20 protein-coding genes are annotated in these 19,461 nt (G+C 49.6%); 10 read left to right on the top strand and 10 right to left on the bottom strand.

From position 1 onward, the window contains the following. Nucleotides 1–178 precede the first annotated feature (178 nt). Nucleotides 179–460, bottom strand: a complete 282-nt coding sequence (locus tag XMG59_RS09930; RefSeq protein ID WP_173480092.1) for a pyrimidine/purine nucleoside phosphorylase — start codon at nucleotides 458–460, stop codon at nucleotides 179–181. Between the two features lie 111 nt (nucleotides 461–571). On the opposite strand from XMG59_RS09930, the gene XMG59_RS09935 reads away from it, so the two are divergent. From XMG59_RS09935 to XMG59_RS09945, 3 genes are all read left to right on the top strand, one after another. Next, on the top strand, nucleotides 572–1,759 hold the full coding sequence (locus tag XMG59_RS09935) for an MFS transporter (protein WP_173480093.1): 1,188 nt from the start codon (nucleotides 572–574) through the stop codon (nucleotides 1,757–1,759). A 65-nt stretch (nucleotides 1,760–1,824) separates the two neighbouring features. Beyond that, a complete protein-coding gene (locus tag XMG59_RS09940; RefSeq protein ID WP_173480094.1) occupies nucleotides 1,825–2,526 on the top strand; it encodes an SDR family NAD(P)-dependent oxidoreductase in 702 nt (233 codons plus the stop codon). 17 nt (nucleotides 2,527–2,543) lie between these two features. Beyond that, complete coding sequence (locus XMG59_RS09945; protein ID WP_173480095.1) at nucleotides 2,544–2,957, top strand: CopD family protein; 414 nt, start codon at nucleotides 2,544–2,546, stop codon at nucleotides 2,955–2,957. On the opposite strand, the gene XMG59_RS09950 is transcribed toward XMG59_RS09945, so the two are convergent. The 8 genes from XMG59_RS09950 to XMG59_RS09985 form a co-directional block, all read right to left on the bottom strand. After that, nucleotides 2,954–3,559, bottom strand: a complete 606-nt coding sequence (locus tag XMG59_RS09950; RefSeq protein ID WP_173498642.1) for an SCP2 domain-containing protein — start codon at nucleotides 3,557–3,559, stop codon at nucleotides 2,954–2,956. The two genes, XMG59_RS09945 and XMG59_RS09950, sit on opposite strands and share 4 nt — an antisense overlap. Before the next feature lie 25 nt (nucleotides 3,560–3,584). Further along, the gene (gene ubiE, locus XMG59_RS09955) at nucleotides 3,585–4,340 is read right to left on the bottom strand and encodes a bifunctional demethylmenaquinone methyltransferase/2-methoxy-6-polyprenyl-1,4-benzoquinol methylase UbiE (RefSeq protein WP_173480097.1); all 756 of its coding nucleotides are present in this window, start codon (nucleotides 4,338–4,340) and stop codon (nucleotides 3,585–3,587) included. A 61-nt stretch (nucleotides 4,341–4,401) separates the two neighbouring features. Next, nucleotides 4,402–4,779, bottom strand: coding sequence for a gamma-butyrobetaine hydroxylase-like domain-containing protein (locus tag XMG59_RS09960; RefSeq protein WP_173480098.1), 378 nt, complete (start codon nucleotides 4,777–4,779; stop codon nucleotides 4,402–4,404). Between the two features lie 14 nt (nucleotides 4,780–4,793). Continuing rightward, on the bottom strand, nucleotides 4,794–6,122 hold the full coding sequence (gene hslU, locus XMG59_RS09965) for an HslU--HslV peptidase ATPase subunit (protein WP_173480099.1): 1,329 nt from the start codon (nucleotides 6,120–6,122) through the stop codon (nucleotides 4,794–4,796). A gap of 10 nt (nucleotides 6,123–6,132) precedes the next feature. Beyond that, the gene (hslV, locus tag XMG59_RS09970; RefSeq protein ID WP_173480100.1) at nucleotides 6,133–6,663 is read right to left on the bottom strand and encodes an ATP-dependent protease subunit HslV; all 531 of its coding nucleotides are present in this window, start codon (nucleotides 6,661–6,663) and stop codon (nucleotides 6,133–6,135) included. 56 nt (nucleotides 6,664–6,719) lie between these two features. After that, nucleotides 6,720–7,376 (bottom strand): SPOR domain-containing protein, encoded by a 657-nt coding sequence (locus XMG59_RS09975; protein WP_173489002.1) that lies wholly within the window; start codon nucleotides 7,374–7,376, stop codon nucleotides 6,720–6,722. 2 nt (nucleotides 7,377–7,378) lie between these two features. Beyond that, entirely contained in the window at nucleotides 7,379–9,136 is a 1,758-nt protein-coding gene (argS, locus tag XMG59_RS09980) for an arginine--tRNA ligase (RefSeq protein WP_173495605.1), read from the bottom strand. 76 nt (nucleotides 9,137–9,212) lie between these two features. Continuing rightward, on the bottom strand, nucleotides 9,213–11,402 hold the full coding sequence (locus XMG59_RS09985) for a primosomal protein N' (protein ID WP_217363731.1): 2,190 nt from the start codon (nucleotides 11,400–11,402) through the stop codon (nucleotides 9,213–9,215). Nucleotides 11,403–11,631: 229 nt separating this feature from the next. On the opposite strand from XMG59_RS09985, the gene rpmE reads away from it, so the two are divergent. The 3 genes from rpmE to XMG59_RS10000 all read left to right on the top strand — a co-directional run bounded on the left by rpmE (nucleotide 11,632) and on the right by XMG59_RS10000 (nucleotide 14,018). Then, on the top strand, nucleotides 11,632–11,850 hold the full coding sequence (gene rpmE / locus XMG59_RS09990; protein WP_173480103.1) for a 50S ribosomal protein L31: 219 nt from the start codon (nucleotides 11,632–11,634) through the stop codon (nucleotides 11,848–11,850). Nucleotides 11,851–11,863: 13 nt separating this feature from the next. Continuing rightward, the gene (locus tag XMG59_RS09995; RefSeq protein WP_173498643.1) at nucleotides 11,864–12,616 is read left to right on the top strand and encodes a thermonuclease family protein; all 753 of its coding nucleotides are present in this window, start codon (nucleotides 11,864–11,866) and stop codon (nucleotides 12,614–12,616) included. 154 nt (nucleotides 12,617–12,770) lie between these two features. Further along, complete coding sequence (locus XMG59_RS10000; protein WP_173480105.1) at nucleotides 12,771–14,018, top strand: malic enzyme-like NAD(P)-binding protein; 1,248 nt, start codon at nucleotides 12,771–12,773, stop codon at nucleotides 14,016–14,018. A gap of 76 nt (nucleotides 14,019–14,094) precedes the next feature. Here the strand turns inward: XMG59_RS10000 and XMG59_RS10005 are convergent, their stop codons facing one another. After that, nucleotides 14,095–16,557, bottom strand: coding sequence for a penicillin-binding protein 1A (locus XMG59_RS10005; RefSeq protein WP_173482765.1), 2,463 nt, complete (start codon nucleotides 16,555–16,557; stop codon nucleotides 14,095–14,097). A gap of 132 nt (nucleotides 16,558–16,689) precedes the next feature. Between XMG59_RS10005 and pilM the strand changes: the two genes are divergently transcribed. Genes pilM through XMG59_RS10025 form a run of 4 tightly spaced genes read left to right on the top strand, consistent with a single transcriptional unit; the run spans nucleotide 16,690 to nucleotide 19,459 of the window. Continuing rightward, nucleotides 16,690–17,754, top strand: coding sequence for a type IV pilus assembly protein PilM (gene pilM, locus XMG59_RS10010; RefSeq protein WP_173480107.1), 1,065 nt, complete (start codon nucleotides 16,690–16,692; stop codon nucleotides 17,752–17,754). Then, on the top strand, nucleotides 17,741–18,292 hold the full coding sequence (locus XMG59_RS10015) for a PilN domain-containing protein (RefSeq protein ID WP_173480108.1): 552 nt from the start codon (nucleotides 17,741–17,743) through the stop codon (nucleotides 18,290–18,292). Before pilM ends, XMG59_RS10015 begins: the two co-directional genes overlap by 14 nt. Further along, nucleotides 18,289–18,906: a type 4a pilus biogenesis protein PilO gene (locus XMG59_RS10020; protein ID WP_173480109.1), complete on the top strand. Its 618-nt coding sequence runs from the start codon at nucleotides 18,289–18,291 to the stop codon at nucleotides 18,904–18,906. The genes XMG59_RS10015 and XMG59_RS10020 overlap by 4 nt, the downstream gene beginning before the upstream one ends. A gap of 4 nt (nucleotides 18,907–18,910) precedes the next feature. Then, nucleotides 18,911–19,459: a pilus assembly protein PilP gene (locus XMG59_RS10025; protein WP_173480110.1), complete on the top strand. Its 549-nt coding sequence runs from the start codon at nucleotides 18,911–18,913 to the stop codon at nucleotides 19,457–19,459. Nucleotides 19,460–19,461: the final 2 nt, after the last annotated feature.

Genomic DNA, 19,461 nt, shown 5'->3' on the forward strand with positions numbered 1-19,461 from the left:
TTCAACTGCGTTAACAACCTGCAATTTAAAGCCCAATGTGTAATCGCGTTGGGTACGCTTGCGCCTTGGTGTTATTGCCTTTTCCATAATAGGTCCTCAATGTGTAAACCTATTTCAGGACGGGACATTTAGACATAAAAAAGCCCTCTTTAAGAAGAGGGCCTTTTAAAAATGCCGGTTAGCTGTAGTAGCAGAGGTAAGCAGTTGCTGTTGCTACTTTGACATCGAATGAGCTGTTAGCGGGAACATTGAACTGGCTGCCAGCTGGAAAGCTTTGGAATTCAGTGGCTTCAGGGAGGCGAACAACCAGTTCACCGTGTACCACCTTCATTACTTCGTTCTGGCTAGTGCCAAACGTATATTCACCCGGTGCCATAACACCAGAGGTCACAGGACCGTCGGCTGACTCGAAGCCGATCGATTTTACATTGTCATCAAAGTAAGAGTTAACTGACAGCATGGGTGTCTCCTAAAAAATTGAACGCAAATAGTATTCAGAGTTGTTGGGTTTGTCACTACCGATCTAAAGGAGTAGGCTTCGCCCATTCATTGCACGGATTGCAGATTAACCATGATTGAAGCGAACAGCCGCGAATATTGGCGTGCCACCTTGGCCCTCTGTTTAGGGTCGTTCATGATTTTTGCCAATGTCTACATCACTCAACCTCTCCTACCGACCCTAGCCGAAGAGTTTCAGGTCTCAGCGCTAGAGGCCAGTTGGACCTTCACCATCACTACGCTGACCTTGGGTCTATCCTTGTTGTTCTACGGTGCACTGTCAGACTCTTTAGGGCGTCGAGGCATCATGATTCTGACGCTGGCGGGTGTGATGGGCTGTGGATTTGCGTTGAGTCAGGTTGAAGGCTATCACCAACTTCTAATACTACGGGCCGCTCAAGGGCTTTTATTAGGTGGGTTGCCTGCCATTGCTATCGCTTACATGAACGATGAATTTACTCCACGCGCACTCTCTTTGGCGGTGGGTCTGTACATTGGCGGTAACACCCTTGGGGGAATTGGCGGTCGCTTAATTGGTGGCTTTGTGGGTGAGTCATTGGGGTGGCAAGGCGCCTTTCTAGTGATGGCGCTGATCAGCCTAGCCTGCGTGGCGACCTTTGTTTATCTGCTACCTAGATCGAAACGCTTTGAATCCAGACCGTTAAGAGTAGGCCCCATGCTACGATCAATGGGCGATCACCTCTCCAATCCGATGTTGCTGAGCGCGTATCTCATTGGCGGCCTCAACTTCTTTATCTTCATTAATCAGTACAGCTACATTACCTTCGTTTTGGCGGATGATCCCTACAACTTGCCTGCCAGTCTGCTGGGTATGTTGTTTTTGACCTATCTGACCGGCACTTTTGGCTCAGCCATTTCGGGCAAAGTGTCAGACTATCTTTCTCAGCCGAGAGCGATGGCGTTGGGTATTGCCATTTTAGCGGTGGGCAGTTGTGTCACTCTGTTTGATTCGCTCATTATGATCATCATCGGCTTCTTAATTAATAGCTTTGGCTTCTTCTTTAGCCACTCTACTGCCAGCAGTTGGGTCAGCAAGCAAGCAACGCATGCCAAAGCGAGCGCCTCTTCACTCTATCTACTCTTCTACTACCTCGGCGCTAGTCTGGGTGGTTTCTATCTGCAGCCCTTCTGGTCGATCTGGCACTGGCCAGGTGTGATTTTAGGCTCTTTGATCGTGTTAGTTCTGACCTTCAGCTACTCAATCCGCTTAGAGAGAAAACGTCAGGCCCTTGCGGGTTAGAGAACCTGACAGCAGTTTGCATCCAGAACGCTGTTTAACGCGTATCTTTTAATTTTGGACGCACCATGGCCGATCTTTTAATCATAGGCAGTGGCGGAATTGGTCAGGCGTTTGCTGAACAGTCCACCATTCGCAGCCCTGACACTCGAGTGCTCACAACTACAAGATCCTCATCGGGTGACGAGCCGATAGTCCTTGATCTAACCGATACTAATACTTTTAAGCCCTGTATCGATCAGTTGAAAGAGCTTGAATTTGATCCCGTTAGAATCATTTTTTCTCAAGGTTTGCTGCACAACGAGACTCAACGTCCAGAGAAGTCTCTGCGCGAAATAGATCTTGATTGGATGACACAAGTAATGCAGGTCAATGCCCTCGGCCCAATGGCGTTTCTGGCCCAGTTGATGCGTCTTATTCCGCGTCAGTCAGAGCTGCAGATAGCTTTTCTATCGGCACGTGTTGGCAGTATTTCCGATAACCAACTAGGCGGTTGGTACGGCTATCGAGCATCTAAAGCGGCTCTGAATATGCTGATTAAAACCCTCAGTATCGAACTTGCAAGAACTCACCCTAAGGTTCAACTGTTGGCGCTGCACCCAGGTACAACCGATACAGAACTGTCTAAACCCTTTCAGGCCAGAGTACCGGAAGGTAAACTCTTTACTACGACCTTTGCCGCCAGTGCGCTACTGGATGTTATGGAGAGTGCTCGCGGGGGGCAGAGTGGTCAATTTTTAGCTTGGGATGGCTCTTCAATACCCTGGTAAGCCTTTAAGGAGTTTGTATGCTTTGGATTAAGATGTTTCACATTCTGGCGATGACGAGCTGGATGGCCGGTATTTTCTATCTACCTCGTATATTCGTGCACTATGTAGAGGGTAAGGCTGCAGGGCAAGATGTTGCGCGCTTGTCGATTATGGCGTCAAAACTCTACGGTTTTATGACCATTATGGCGATTTTCACACTGGGCTTAGGGCTCTGGTTATGGCTAGGATATGGCTTTAGCGGTGGCTGGATGCACGCTAAATTGCTGTTTGTTGGTTTTTTGATCGGTTTCCATTTCTGGTGTCGATCTTACTTACAGAGACTAAAGCGCGATGAGCTTACTCAGAGTGGCCGTTACTTTCGACTCTTTAATGAGTTACCACTACTCATCTTCGTGCCGATACTTATCTTTGTTGTTGTGAAGCCTTTCTAAGCGCCTTTTAACAACCTCTCTAAACGGCGCTCGATCAACTCAGCTCTCTGCTTCAGTTGTCGAGTGTCGTCAATAAACCCTTCAAACTCAACGCGCGTTGGCAGCAAGTTGATCTCCTCTTGGAGGTACTCTTTGGCGGTCGTTGTCAGTGTCTGACGACTGCTGTTTGCCCACTCGATCGACTGATTGATCGGCTTCATAACTATAGCGGCAGGAAGATCACCGATTTGATCTGCTAACCAAGCTTCCCAGTCTAGGCTTGGGTTATCAAATGCGTGAGAGAGGCGTTGTAGCAGCGCGGAATCGCCTTTTACCTCGACGCCTTGGCCGAACATGACGCTATTGGGGTCATTCAGTAGTTTAAGCAGATCTGAGGCTGCTCCCGTTAAATGAGTGGTAGGTTCGCCATCGAATTCACGCATGACGGCGACTTGGTCATCGCTAAAAATCAGTGTGATTCTCAGCTCTTGTGGTATCAGGGTGATTCCTAAACTCTGACCGGCGAGCTTGCTGAGCGTGTTACGAGCGCTAGGACGCGTAGCGAGATAAGCGTTTATCGCTGATTCAATGGAGCCTGTTAGAGTCGCATCGATCAGATTCATAAACCTCTCCTCTCAACCGACTCTGTTAGGGTTTAATCCCAGTGTGAAGTGCGACAATGCCTTGGGTCAGGTTGCGGTAACGCGTCTGAACAAAGCCGGCACTGTCCATCATCCCTTTCAGAGTCTCTTGATCAGGATGCATGCGAATCGATTCTGCCAAGTAGCGGTAGCTTTCGGCATCGTTAGCAATCAACTGCCCCATTTTCGGCAGTAGATTAAAGGAGTAGAAGTCGTAGGCTTTTGTCAGTAGTGGGTTCTCAGTTTTAGAGAACTCCAACACCATCAATTTACCGCCTGGCTTCAGTACCCGATTCATAGAGCGCAGTGCAGCGTCTTTGTCGGTCACGTTGCGGAGGCCAAAGGCGATGGTGATGATATCGAAGGTGTTGTCTTCAAAAGGGAGGCATTCGGCATTGGCTTGAACGTACTCAACGTTGCCCGCAACGCCTTTATCGATCAGTTTGTCGCGACCCACTTTTAGCATGGAGTCGTTGATATCCGCCAACACCACCTTGCCTGATTGGCCAACGATCTGTGCAAAGCGGCGTGTTAAATCACCTGTTCCGCCAGCGATATCGAGAATTTTATGTCCAGGACGAGCACCGGAACTTTCGATCGTAATGCGCTTCCAAATACGGTGAATACCGCCCGACATCAGATCATTCATCACGTCATACTTAGCGGCTACCGAGTGAAATACGTCGGCAACACGGTTAACTTTTTCATCAACCGGTACCTCTTGGTAGCCAAAGTGCGTGGTGTTTTTCTGATTGTCTGACATGGGGTTGGATCCACTTAACTGTTCAATGGGGCTATTGTAACGACTGAGTGGGAGCTTGTCGTTAACCTATCGCAATCATTCCGTTGTCTCGGCTAGCACCGGCTGCATCAAGTCGAGCGAGATAATCACTCCAATACTGCTGTTGATTGTGCGCTAGGTCGTGGAGGTAGGCCCAGGTATAGAGCCCAGAGTCGTGCCCATCATCAAAGATCAGCTTCAGAGCATAGTTGCCGCTTGCTTCGACACCTTTAAGTCCAACCAAGCGCTTGCCAGTCTGAAGGACCTCTTGACCAATGCCATGCCCACGAACCTCTGCAGAGGGGCTATGAACACGCAAAAACTCTGCGGTCAGCTCATAGTTGCCATCTTCATAAACCAACTCAAGAGTCTTAGAGCGCTTGTGAAGATGGATCTGTTTAGGCATGGGCACAGAACTCATGGGGTAACCTCGTATTACAGAATGTAGTGACTCAAGTCCTCGTCGGCGCTCAGTTCACCAAGGTATTGGTCTACAAAGTTACGATCAATTTCGACGGTTTGACCACTCTTATCCGCAGCGCTGAAAGAGAGCTCCTCAAGTAGGCGCTCCATCATCGTGTGCAGACGTCGTGCTCCAATGTTTTCGGTCTTCTCGTTCACCGACCAGGCGAGCTCGGCGATGCGCTGAATCCCCTCTTGAGTAAACTCAATCGAAACGCCTTCAGTAGCCATCAGGGCTTTATATTGCTCTGTAAGAGCGGCTTTGGGCTCGGTCAAAATACGAGAGAAGTCTTCTGGTGTCAGTGCTTCCAGTTCTACACGAATCGGTAAGCGACCTTGGAGTTCTGGAATCAGATCTGATGGGCGAGCCAAGTGGAAGGCGCCTGACGCAATGAACAGTATATGATCGGTTTTGATCATGCCGTGCTTCGTGCTGACCGTACACCCTTCGATTAGTGGTAGAAGATCTCTCTGTACCCCTTCACGTGATACGTCAGCGTTACCAGACTCGGCGCGTTTACACACCTTGTCGATCTCATCTAAGAAGACAATGCCATTCTGCTCTACCGCTTCTAGCGCTTGCTGTTTGAGGTCGTCCTCTTTAATCAGCTTAGCGGCTTCCTCTTCGGTTAGAAGCTTGAAGGCTTCTGATACTTTAAGACGGCGCGACTGCTTCTTATCCTGCCCCATGTTGGCGAAGAGGCTCTGCAACTGATTCGTCATCTCCTCCATGCCTGGTGGTGTCATGATCTCAACACCAACTTTGGGTTGAGCAATTTCAATATCGATCTCTTTATCGTCGATCTGACCTTCACGCAGCTTTTTGCGGAAGATTTGGCGGGTTGCTGAGTCTGTTTTGTCTAGCTCTTCACTACCGATAGGGCGTGCTTCAGGTAGCAGTGCGTCCAGAATGCGCTCTTCTGCAGCCTCTTCAGCACGGAACTTGTTCTTCTCGATCGCCTGTTCACGCAGCATTTTGATCGATTGGTCGACCAGATCGCGGATGATGGTCTCAACATCACGACCCACATAGCCGACTTCGGTGAATTTTGTCGCTTCAACCTTAATGAATGGAGCGTTGGCAAGCTTCGCCAAACGACGTGCAATCTCAGTCTTACCCACACCGGTTGGACCAATCATAAGAATGTTCTTTGGGGTAACTTCTCCGCGCATCTCTTCATTCAGTTGCATGCGGCGCCAACGATTACGCAAGGCAATTGCAACAGAGCGCTTAGCGGAATCCTGACCAATAATGTGACGATCGAGTTCTGATACGATCTCGCGAGGGGTCATAGCTGACATAAAAGGCTCCTTAAGCGACAGACTCGAGTTGTTCGATGGTTAGGTTGGCGTTAGTGAAGACACAGATATCTGCTGCGATCTGAAGGCTCTTCTCAACGATGTCACGTGCGTTTAGTTCACTGTTATCGACCAGCGCGCGAGCTGCAGCAAGGGCATAGTTACCCCCTGAACCGATCGCAATAACACCGTCTTCAGGTTCGATCACATCGCCGCTGCCGGAGATAAGAAAGGTCTTCTCAGAGTTGGCCACCAGCATCAAGGCCTCTAAACGACGCAACACTCGATCCGAGCGCCACTCGCGAGCAAGGTGGATAACCGCGTTCACAATGTTGCCTTGGTGTTTATCAAGCTGTTGCTCAAATAGATCGCGAAGAGTAATCGCATCGGCAGTACTTCCAGCAAAGCCTGTGATGACTTTGTGTTTATCGATGACATTAACTTTACGGGCGCTACCTTTCATTACGGTATTACCCAGAGAGACTTGGCCGTCGCCGCCTACAACGACTTGATCACCGCGGCGAACAGAAACAATAGTGGTCATTAGAGATTTTCCCAATCATAAGCTTATCTGCATTTATTGGGATGAATCGCCCGTTTTCAAGGGTAGTTTACTTTGCGCTTAACTGGGTGGATGTTCAGCTTTTCGAGTTTGGCTGTGGCGCTTTTTAACTCGTTATAGGTCGAGAAGTTTCCAGTCGATACTCGGTACCAAACGCCGTTGCTCCCCTCTGTACGGGACATGGTCACGTTTGGCAGGCCAGAAAGTGCCAGTCGTGCACGCTGAGCTTCAGCATCGCGTGCATTGCGGAATGAGCCTGTCTGCAGTCGGTAAACGGCATCCAGTGAAGCCGTTTTGGGGGTCGAAACATAGGCTGACTCTTCAGGTGTTTGGACTTCGCTCTCTTCTAATAGCTTGTAGAAACCAAACCGCTCATCCTGTGACTCTAGGTCGATGTTATCTAAAGGCAGAGATTCCCCAGGTTGTCGGGGTTCGACTTTAGCGGGAATCACGGGCTCCAGTGTTGGAACCTGCTGAACCGCTTTGCTATTGCTCGTTGGTGCCGGTTGTTTAATCAAAAAGAAGATCAGACCAGCAAGCAGACCCAAAGCCACGACAACAGCAAGCACTAAACCTGCAGATACTCCTGAAGGTTGAGGAGCAGCCGGTGTTTTGCGAGCGCTCGAAGTGGTACGAGTGGCACCAGCTCGAGGCTTATTTGACTTGGGTTTGGATGCAAAGTCTCGGTTCGACATGATTACATCTGTTCAGGTGCCGATACACCCAAAATGGTGAGACCGTTTGCGATGACTTGGCGCACCGCCACGGAAAGCGTGATGCGTGCATTACGCAGTGCTTCATCCTCAATCAGCATCTTATGGCCGTTGTAGTAGGTGTGGTAGTCCGACGCGAGGTCACGCAGGTAGTTAGCCAGTTGGTGGGGCTCGAAGTTGGCTGCAGCCTGTTTAACCGTCTCTGGATATTTACCTAGGGCGGTGACAAGGTCACGCTCCGCTTCGCTATCCAAACGCTCCAGTGATGCTAAGCCCATCGCTTGATCCCAAGCCATCCCTTCGCTCTCTAATTTGCGCAGTACCGAACAGATGCGCGCGTGTGCGTATTGGATGTAGTAGACAGGGTTATCCTTAGATTCTGACTTGGCAAGGTCTAGGTCAAAGTCCATGTGCTGATCGGCTTTGCGAGTGACATAGAAGAATCGACAAGCGTCATTGCCCACCTCGTCGCGAAGCTCACGCAGTGTGACGAATGAACCGGAACGAGTCGACATCTGAACGCGCTCGCTACCACGGTAAAGTATGGCGAACTGAACCAGTTTCACGACCAGACGCTCTGGATCGTATCCAAGTGCCTGAATGGCCGCTTTGACACGAGTGATGTAGCCGTGGTGATCGGCACCCCAGACGTTAATGACCGTTTGGAAGCCGCGCTCAAACTTGTTCATGTGGTAGGCGATGTCAGAGGCAAAGTAGGTGGTTTGGCCGTTGGCACGTTTAACCACACGATCTTTATCATCTCCGAAATCGGTCGATTTGAACCAGATATTGCCACCCTCTTCGTAGAGGTAGCCCTTATCATCAAGGCGTTTCAGTGCCTCATCAACATCACCGCTGGAAGTAAGTGAGCGCTCACTAAACCAGCACTGATAGTTCACGCCGAACTCACCCAAGTCTTCGCGAATATCGCCTAGGATAGAGTCCAGGCCGGCATCGAATAGGGTTCTGTACTGTGCGCCAAGGATGTTTTGAGCGCGATCGATAAGCCCATCGATGTGAAGCTCTTTATCGCCGCCGGCCGGTTCATCAGCAGGGACATCGAGATAGAGATCATCGAGTGAACACTGCAGTGCATCACCCTGAGTGGCTTTTAAGCTAGCAGCGATGTCACGAATGTACTCACCCTGGTAGCCGTTGGCTGGGAAGGTGATGGTATCGCCAAGCAACTCGAGGTAGCGAAGAAAGACGCTGACCGCCAGAATGTTCATTTGGCGACCCGCATCGTTGACGTAGTACTCACGCTCAACGTTCATACCACCGGCTTCCAGTAGGTCGGCCAGTGTTGCACCGTAAGCGGCACCGCGGCCATGACCTACGTGCAATGGTCCTGTTGGGTTAGCAGAGACAAACTCTACCTGTACACGATCATCGCTGGTTGGTTTACTGCGGCCAAACTGGTCAGTCTGCTCCAGTACATCGGCAACTACTGAGTAGATTGCAGCATCGTTGACAAAGAAGTTGATGAAGCCAGGACCAGCGATCTCAGCTTTATCAACGACCGTTGAAGCTGGAAGAGCTTGCAAAATCATCTCTGCAATAGCGCGTGGGTTTTGGCGAGCCGGTTTGGCCAGTGTCATCGCAAGGTTGGTCGCAAGATCTCCATGCGCTTTGTCACGTGTGTTTTCAACTTGGATGTTTGGCTCAAGATCAGCAGGGAGTTTGCCCTCTGCTTTCAGTGCTTCAATGGCGCCGTTTAACAGGAGCGCTATCTGTTCTTTCATGTCTTTACTCAGTGAAATAGATCGATGGTGTAGTCTGTCACTACAAAGTTGGCTGCATTATATCGTTTTGCAGCCCTTAAAAGCTATCGACAGGGTCAATGTCGATGTTCCAGCGAACGCGACTCGACTCTTTGTCTTGCTCTAACCAATTTTGTGCTGCTTTTAGAGTGCCTTGGATCGACGTGCGAGAGTCTCCCGTGAACATCAGTTGCGCTCTATACATGCCAGCACGCTTCTCCATGAAGGAGGGGAAGGGGCCGCTGATCATCGGAAGCTGCTCTCTTGGGTAGGTAGCCTCTAGGGATCTCCTTAAACGCATAAGGTGTGCTTCGGCCCAGCCCTGTTTTTTCGCTTCAGCACGGATAATCGCTTGAAAAGCAAAGGGGGGAAGTTGAGCCTGTTTGCGACTCATCAACTCCTGTTCTGCAAAGGTGAGATAGCCAGAGGTTACCAAGGTGTTTAGTAGAGGGTGATCAACCTGGTGGGTTTGTAACACCACTTCGCCCGGACGTTCCGCTCGCCCCGCTCGGCCGGCAACCTGCATAATAAGTTGCGCGGTACGCTCCATGCCACGAACATCGGCACTGAATAGGCCTGCGTCGGTATTGACGATGACGACCAGTGTGACGTTCGGAAAGTGATGGCCTTTGGCCAGCATTTGAGTACCGACCAAGATGCATGGATCGCCACTGTTAACTTCGTTCATCAAGGACTCAAAGGCTTGGCGAGAGTGGGTTGAATCACGATCCACACGTTTGATGCTGGTATGGGTGAATAGCTCTGACAATCTCTGTTCGATTCTCTCCGTACCGCTACCGGCCGGTCTTAGTTGATCACTGCCACAGTGCTGACAGTGGCGCGGGATAGGGGTTTGTCGATCACAGTGATGGCAGTGCAGCTTTGGTGGTTTGCGGTGCAGCGTCATGCGTGCATCACAGCGTGTACAGTCAACGGTTGATCCGCAATCCTGACAGGTCAGCGTTGGGGCAAAGCCGCGGCGGTTGATAAATACCAGGACTTGGTTGCCAAGGGTAATGTGATCGTTAATGCGACTGATAATCTCTGGAGCGAGGCCAGTATCTAACTCAACACCTTTCGTATCAAACAGCTCAAAGCTGGGCGCCGCTGCTCGACCCGCACGCTGTGTCAGTTGTAACTCTTTGAAGCGGCCCTGTTGAACGTTAAGTAGCGATTCCAGTGCCGGTGTCGCACTGCCCATGATGACCGGTATATCAAGCTGTTTTGCACGAACCAGAGCAAGGTCTCGTGCGTGATAGCGGAAACCCTCTTGCTGTTTAAACGATGGGTCGTGCTCCTCATCAATAACGATCATCCCAAGATTAGCAAAAGGAATGAAGATCGCTGAGCGTGTACCAATGACGATGCATGTCTCCCCGGACCGGATCGACTGCCAAGCCTCAAAGCGCATTCGATCCGTAAGGCCTGAGTGCAGTGAAGCAATGTTCGTGTTGAAGCGAGCAGTAAAGCGCTCAACCAGTTGTGGGGTTAAGCCAATCTCGGGCACCAAAATCAGCACTTGCTTGCCGTCGGCCAACGCCTGCTCGATCGATTGTAGATAGACTTCGGTTTTTCCCGAGCCGGTCACGCCGACTAATAGAATTGGGCTGAATCCCTCGCTCTGTTTGATCTGATCAACTGCTCGTTGTTGCTCAGCATTCAGTGCCAAGCCTGCAACGCTAGGTAGGACAGTGTTGACCAGCTGTGCACCGATTAAAGGCGCTTCACAGGGTTCGATCTGCTCCGATTCAATCAGTGCCTTTTGCACTTGTGACGTGAATTCAGCTTCTCTAATTGCGGATGTGCTGATTGGCTGTCGATTCTCAATCAGTGTAAACAGGGCACGCTGTCTGACGGCCCGTTTGGGCAGCGATTCAATATCGGCGTGCTCGGTTAAACGCCAGTAATCGGGCTCAGAGAAGGGGTGCTGCTCTTTGCGTGCTAAGTTGGGTAGAAGGTGAATTAAGGCATCGCCCAGTGGGTACTTATAATAGCTTGCCGCCCACTCACCGAGTTGTATCTGCTCATCATCGACGAGGGGCTCCTGATCGAGTAACGCTTCGAAAGGTTTCAGCTTATTTAGTGGCACCTCGGTCTGCTCGCTAAGACTATGAATCATCCCTATCAAGCTGCGCTGCCCGAATTTGACCAGCACACGAGCTCCGATAGCGGGCACAGCCACTCCTTGCGGAATGGCGTAGTCAAACAGACGGTTTAGGGGTACCGGTAGTGCAACACGTACGATCATGGTCAAAATGTCTAATAAGCGAAGGGCAAGTCTAGCACCCATCGGGCAGTTGGAAATAGCGGCTTCAAGGTATTGGGTGATCAGTGGTTGTTATTCGTACAGTGCCTGCGTATAATTGCGCGCCTTGACATTTCCCGGCGAATTTTTCGTCAGTCGTGCGGTGCTTAAGCAGCATAAAATATGCATCAAGCGTTAAGTGGCGGCACATAAAACATAGAGGTTTAATACTATGAAAGCTGGTATCCACCCAGAGTACAACGAAGTTACCTTCAACTGTTCTTGCGGTAACGTAATGACAACTCGCTCTACTATGAAAGAGAGCACAATGGCTGTCGACGTTTGCAGTCAGTGTCACCCTTTCTACACTGGTAAGCAGAAAGAAGCTCAGACCGGTGGTCGAGTGGATCGCTTCAACAAGCGCTTCGGTGCTCGCAGCCTCAAGAAGTAACTTGGGTCTCTGCATGCAGAACATTAAAAAGGCACTCATCGCGAGTGCCTTTTTTATTGCCTGTCAGTCAGCGCAAGCGAGTAGTTGTACCCCACAAGGTGCATCTGAATCGGTACGGGTAGCCAAAGTGGTCGATGGCGATACCGTTCATCTAACCGATGGGCGAAAGGTGCGCTTGATAGGCGTTAATACCCCTGAGCTCTACTCAAAGCCAAGGGCTGAAGAGGGGGCCCTGCAGGCTAAACGCCAATTGCAATCTTGGGTAAACGAGTCAGAATCTTTGCAGCTCTATTTCGGACGTGAGCCTAAAGATCGTTACGGTCGTGTATTGGGCTACTTGTTCGATGGATCGAAAACGCTCTCGCAACGTTTGATCCACGAGGGTTTGGGTTGGGCGATCAGTGTTCCCCCTAATGATCGACTAGCGGATTGTCTCTTCTCATCCGAAAAGAGACCAAGAACTCTAGGAAAAGGAGTATGGTCAAAATCCATTGCTGCCGCTAAAGAGATTGAACAGGGTGGTTTCAATTTGGTGTCGGGACGCATTACCAAGATTGATCAGGCTAAAAAGTACCTCTACGTCGAACTGGATGATCGATTGGCGGTTCGCATACCGAAAGAGTGGAACAGGAGTCTCTCCTTTACATTGGGCAACTCACTGGAGGTGCGAGGCTGGATTTTGGATCGCCGTGACTCTTTAAAGCCGGGCTCGCGATTTAAACCCTTTTTGCTGCCGGTTTTAGATAAACGGCATATCAAAATGTGAAACGGTTATAAGCCCAATTGCTTAGACAGTTTCCAAGAATAGACCTTTCTACCGAGAGGTTATTTTTATATCATCCCACAACGACCTTTAACTAGAACATAACTTAGCCTATCTGCATTATGCCTATGGGCCTATAACCATTCAGGATTCTACAATGTCTCAAGACTTTAAACAGGCAGCACTGGATTACCATGAGTTTCCAATGCCAGGTAAAATCAGCGTAGAACTATCTACACCTGCTGAAACTTCACGCGACCTATCTCTTGCATACTCTCCAGGTGTTGCTGAGCCAGTGCGTGAGATCGCTAAAGATCCTGAAAATGCTTACCGTTACACAGCCAAAGGCAACCTGGTTGCCGTTATCTCAAACGGCTCTGCTATTTTGGGTCTTGGCGACCTAGGTCCATTGGCTTCTAAGCCAGTCATGGAAGGTAAAGCGCTTCTATTCAAACGTTTTGCAAACATCGACTCTATCGACATCGAAGTGGATGCTGAGAGCCCACAGGCGTTTATCGATACTGTCGCTCGCATCGCTGATACCTTCGGTGGTATCAACCTAGAAGACATCAAAGCACCAGAGTGTTTTGAAATCGAACGCACGTTGATCGAGCGTTGTAACATCCCAGTCTTCCACGATGACCAGCACGGTACTGCGATTGTTACCGCTGCCGGTATGATCAACGCACTTGAGCTTGCTGGTAAGAAGCTAGAAGAGGCATCGATTGTATGTCTTGGTGCTGGCGCTGCAGCAAGTGCTTGTATGAAGCTGTTGATCAACATGGGTGCTCGCAACGAGAATATCTACATGATCGACCGTAAGGGTGTTATCCACTCGGGTCGTGATGATCTAACTCCCGAGAAAGCGATCTTCGCAACTGAAACGGATAAACGTTCACTTGAAGATGCTATCGATGGCGCTGACGTATTCCTTGGTCTATCAGGTCCTGATCTGCTTTCAGCAGAGAACCTAGCTAAGATGGCAACTAATCCTGTTGTCTTCGCTTGTGCAAACCCTGATCCAGAGATCAAGCCAGAACTTGCTCGCGCGACTCGTGAAGATGTCATCATGGCAACAGGTCGTTCAGACTACCCTAACCAGGTAAACAACGTGCTAGGTTTCCCATTCATCTTCCGTGGCGCTCTAGATGTTCGTGCAACAGCGATCAACGAAGAGATGAAAGCCGCAGCCGTTATCGCACTAGCAGAACTTGCTAAGCAACCTGTTACACAAGAAGTACTGGATGCTTACGGCCTAGAGAGCCTAGAGTTCGGTCGTGAATACATTCTGCCGAAAGCGACAGATTCACGTCTTTTGGGCGCGGTATCTTACGCAGTGGCTAAAGCAGCGATCGATTCAGGTGTTGCCGTTAAAGGCATGCCAGAGAACTACCCACTGAGCTAATCACTCTGAGGTAAATAAGAAGGGAAGCCACTGGCTTCCCTTTTTTTGTGTTAAACACATTACAGAACTTAACGGATTATCGGAACAGCTCTTCAGAAGTAGGAGGAGCTACTTCACTGCCCGGTTTAGGAGCGACCTCAGTCGGTACCTGCTCCTCTTTGAAAATCTCGTTGTAAGCGTTTTTCTGTCCTTCGTAAGCTAGTAGTCCTGTCGCAGGATCAATCAGAGCCGTCGCAATACCTGCCGGTTCAGGCAGGTAACTTTCAGGGATGTTACGAAGAGCATCTCCCATGAAGTCGATCCACATAGGCAGTGCAGCCGTGCTACCCCATTCGCGCTTACCTAGATGAGACGGTTGGTCAAAGCCGACCCAAGCCGTTGCGCTCAATTTAGGGGTAAAACCGCTGAACCAAGAGTCTTTTTGATCATTGGTTGTTCCCGTTTTGCCAGCTAGGTCACCACGTTTCAGAGCCAGTGCTCGACGACCAGTACCCTTTTTAATGACGTCGCGCATCATGTCGTGAATGATGTAAGCGGTGCGTTCATCTAGCAGACGTTCAGCGAGAGGTTGTCCCGTTAACGTCACTAGTTGCGGGTCACTCTCGGTGCTGGCTTGCGCCTCAGAAGCTGTATCATTGGAAGCCATGTCGGCGAGCTCTTGAGCGATTAACTCTGCTTGCTGGCGTTCAGGACAACTACCGCAGGCAATACTCGGATTGGCAGCAAACAGAGGTAGTCCTTCACGGTCTAGCACCGACTCAATGATGTAAGGATTGATTTTGAATCCACCATTGGCAATCGAGGCATATCCTGTTGCAACCTGAAGCGGTGTGGCATCAGCACTGCCTAGCGAGAGTGATAAGTTTTTAGGAAGCTTATCCTCTTCAAAACCAAAACCGAGTATGAAGTTTCGCGTCTCTTCGATACCTAAAGCTCGCATCAGACGAATGGATATTAGGTTACGTGACCGGTATAGCGCCTCACGAAGTCGAGTCGGACCGCCAAACTTGCCATTATCGTTCTCAGGCCGCCAGTTACCCTCTAGGCTGACGTCATGGAAAACAACGGGAGCGTCATTGATTACTGACCCCGGAGTGTAGCCATTGCTCAGAGCGGCACTGTATAGAAAAGGTTTAATATTAGAACCCGGCTGACGGTACGCTTGAGTGGCTCGGTTGAACTTGTTTAGATAGAAACTAAATCCGCCGGTTAGGGATTGAATTGCGCCATTCTCAGGATTGATGGCAATGAACGCACCTTGCACTTCGGGCAGTTGCGAGAGACGCCAGCCTTCAGCGGTTTGGCGAATTCGAATCATATCGCCAACAGCCAGCACTTCGGATGCTTTTTTCGGTTCAGAGCCGGTTGAGTTAACCCCTTTATATGCTCGAGCCCAGCTGATACCTGACCAGCGCAGCGTCGTTTCGCTGCCATCACCAAGTAGTAGCGTCGCTTCAGAATCATCCACCGCTTTCACCAGAGCCGCCTCAAGTCCGCCATAGGCTGGTGTCGCTTTAAGTTTTTTCTGCAGTGCAGAGGGTTCAATCTCTGTTAGATCAAAATGCTGCTCTGGACCACGGTAGCCGTGGCGTTCCGTGTAAGCCAGCAGCGCCGTTCTGAGCGCTTGATTGGCGCTGCGCTGCATGGTGCTGTCAATGGTCGTGTAGGCTTTCATACCCTCGGTGTAGATCCTTTCACCGTAGGTTTCATAGAGCTCCGCACGAACCATCTCTGCAACGTAAGGCGCAGGGATTTCAATATCAGCACCGTGGTAGCTAGCCGTAACCGGTTGATTGACCGCGTCGGAGTAGTCAGTCGTTGTAATGAAGCCTAGCTCCTGCATTCGACCAAGAATCCAGTTACGACGTTCGAGGGCTCGTTGCGGGTTAGTAATGGGGTTATAGGCTGATGGCGCTTTAGGTAAACCTGCGATCATTGCCAGTTGAGCGATGTTGAGCTGATCAATGGTTTTGCCATAGTAGACCTGTGCGGCGGCTTGTATGCCATACGATCGGTGGCCTAGATAGATTTTGTTGATGTAGAGCTCAAGGATCTCTTGTTTAGAGAGTGATTGTTCAATGCTGAGTGCTAACAGAATCTCAACAAATTTACGCTCAAAGGTACGCTCGCGCGTTAGGAAGAAGTTCTTAGCCACCTGCATGGTGATGGTCGAGCCGCCACTCTGAATTTTGCCAGAAGTTGCTAGCTGAAAGGCTGCACGAAAAAGCCCGCGAAGATCGATCCCTTGGTGTTCAAAAAATCGTGCATCCTCTGCGGCTTGAAGAGCATGGATAAAGTGTTGCGGGATATCGGCATAGCTGATTGGCGTTCGGCGCATTTCTCCAAACTCAGCAATCAACTTTTCATCTGCACTGTATACGCGCAGAGGGGTTTGAAACTCAACCTCACGCAGGGTCTCAGCGTCAGGCAATTGTGGGCTAAAGTAGTAGTAGATTCCGCCGGCTGCCAAAACGGCTCCCAGCAATCCAATTGCAGCCAGTGCCATCAACCATTTAATAATTTTTTTAATTATGCGCATTAATCTGCAAATTTCTTAAATTGAGCTAGGATTATAACGAGAACTTGATTTAGGTCCATAATGTCACTTGTAACTTTTGTGACCTAGTCTAGAGTGAAGTTAGATAATATCCACTAATTATTAGGTATTTTTGTGTTCAAACTCTTTGGTGGTAACAAACAAAGTGTTTTGGGAGTTGATATCGGGAACTCCTCTCTTAAGCTTGTTGCTTTAAGCTTTCGTGGAAAGACGCCTGTGCTGGACGGCTTTGGCGTCATCTCTCTGCCAGAAAAATCCTTTGTAGATGGCAGTATTGAGAAACCTGAAGAGGTTGCCGATGCCATTGTCAAAGCACAACGTCTGGCGGGTGTGAAAGCCACGCGAGCCATCACATCCGTAGCCGCCTCTGACGTGATCACAAAAGAGATTCAAATTTCTGAACTGTTCTACGGCTTTGACCTTGAAGAGCAAGTTAAAATTGAAGCCGATCAATTTATCCCCTATCCAATAGAGGATGTTGCACTGGATTTCGAGGTGCTAGGGCCTGTGCAAGGTAATCCGGCATTTAATCGAATTGGGATTGTCGCTTGTCGTCGCGACGGCGTCTCTGCTCGAGAGGATTGCCTAGATTTGGCTGGGCTCCAATGCGATGTGGTTGATGTAGATACCTATGTCTATGAACGCGCACTCCCACCAGAAGAGCTGGTGCCTGGAAGAGCCTGTGCGATTGTCGATTTTGGCGCTCATAATCTTACCTTTTACGCTTTTAAGGATGGCTTGATTAGCTACCATCGTGAGCATACCTTTGGGGGCGAGGAACTACTGCAGCAACTGCAACTCTACACAGAGCTGCCGCATGATGAATTGGCTGCACAGCTGCGACACGGTGAACTAGATCCCTCGCTTATCAGTCTCATGGAGAGCTTTGCTGATTCAGCGGTTCAGCAGGTCTCTAGAGCTTTGCAGTTCTATTCAGCTTCGGGGTCCCAAGAGCAGTTATCGACACTGTATATTACGGGCGGTCTAGCCTCTCTACCTGGTATTAAAGATAAATTGAGTAGTGAGTTAGGTATCAGGGTTCATGGTTTAGATCCGTTTGAGAGGGTAGAGATTGCATCCCAGATTAATATGGATCGATTAAATGCCGAGAAGAACGCTTTGACTAAAGCACTCTCTTTAGCCTTGCGTGGTGTCGGGGGGCAATATGAGAACCATTAACCTGAGACCTTGGCGTGAAGAGCGAAATGCTTTCCTGCAAAAACGTTTCTACACACAACTTATCGTCACTGCTCTGTTGGCCGCTTCGATTGTCGGAGCGAGTTACTACTACCTAACAGTTATGTTGAATAGGCAGCAGGATCGAAATGCCTATTTAACCAGCGAAATTTCGCGCCTAGATGTCAAACTGAAAGAGATACAAGAGCTTAAAAATAAGCGTGAACGCCTGCTAGAACGACTGACTGCAATTCAAGAGCTGCAGGGTACACGTCCTATTATTGTTCGCACCTTTGATGAGTTGGTAGAGGTTATGCCTGATGGCATTCACTACCAGTCATTGAACCGCTCTGGCCAAGAGATGTCGATCAATGGCCTTGCGGTTGCTAATGAAGATGTCTCGTCGTTGATGCGCACATTAAATGACTCCATCTGGTTTGGTGAGCCCTCGTTGTCGAAAGTCGCGACACAGAATGGTTTGAAGAGTTTTAATTTGCGAGTGCCGCTTGAGCGCCCCAATGTTGAGGAGGCTGCACAATGAGCTCAGTTTCCCTAAAACAGAAGTTTGAACGCGCGTTTCGCGGTTTTGACATCAATAACTTAGATCTGTCCGAAGCTTGGAGCTGGCCTTATGGCGTAAAAGCGATCGCGTTTGCTCTTTTGTTCATCGTTATTAATGGTGTCGGCTTTAACTTCTTAGTGATGGATCAAAAAGAGTCGCTCGACAGAGAGATTGGTAAAGAGCAGACACTCAAAACTCAGTTTGAAGCGAAGTCCTACCAAGTGGCCTCACTGGATGCACTGAGACGTCAAATGGCGGACGTTGAGTTGCGCTTTGCTGAGATGCTGGCGCAACTGCCAACAGAGAAAGAGGTACCGGGTCTGCTCGAGGATATCAGTGCGACAGGTCGAAACGCGGGACTTGAAATAGACTCCATCGCGCTGCAGCCAGAACGCAAAGCCTCATTCTATGTCGAGCTACCGATCGCCATTCAGGTTAAAGGTACCTACCATCAGATGGGTCAGTTCGTGTCGGGTGTTGCCAGCGTTAAGCGCATCGTAACCCTACATGATTTCAACCTTAGCCCAGCCAATGGTGATCTTTTGACCATGAGCATCAGCGCTAAAACTTACCGCTATGATGATGAGGAGTGATGTGATGAATAGAACAATCAAACATCTCTCTCTCATCGCGCTATTGGCATCTCTTTTGCAGGGTTGTATCTGGGTAGATGATTCGTCGGACCTTAAACTCTTTGTTCGTGAGAAGCTGGCGGCGCCTGGAGGTGGCATTGAACCGCTGCCTGAGCTGATCGCCTACGAAGCCTTTGTTTATGAAGGACCTTGGCAGCGTGATCCCTTTGTACCGCTATTGCCACAACAGTTTCTCGATGACGATGAGGTCGTGGTTGCACCAACAATCATGCCTGATTTCAATCGTATTAAAGAGTACTTGGAAGAGTTTCCGGTTGAGCAGTTGCAGATGGTAGGGACAATTACCTCGCCAATGGATGGTCAATTGATCGCCCTAGTCAGAGACAGTAACTCTGAAGTGCATCAGATTAAAATGGGTGCTCGCATGGGCATCGATTATGGTGTTGTAGTGAATATTGATGAACGCGGTATTGAGTTGAAAGAGATTGTATCGAACGGCCGCGGCGGCTGGATGAGCAGACCCAGAGTCGTCAAACTGCCGGGATTGGAGTAAGC

This window comes from Marinobacterium sp. xm-g-59 (assembly GCF_013283315.1).
GTDB lineage: Bacteria > Pseudomonadota > Gammaproteobacteria > Pseudomonadales > Balneatricaceae > Marinobacterium_E.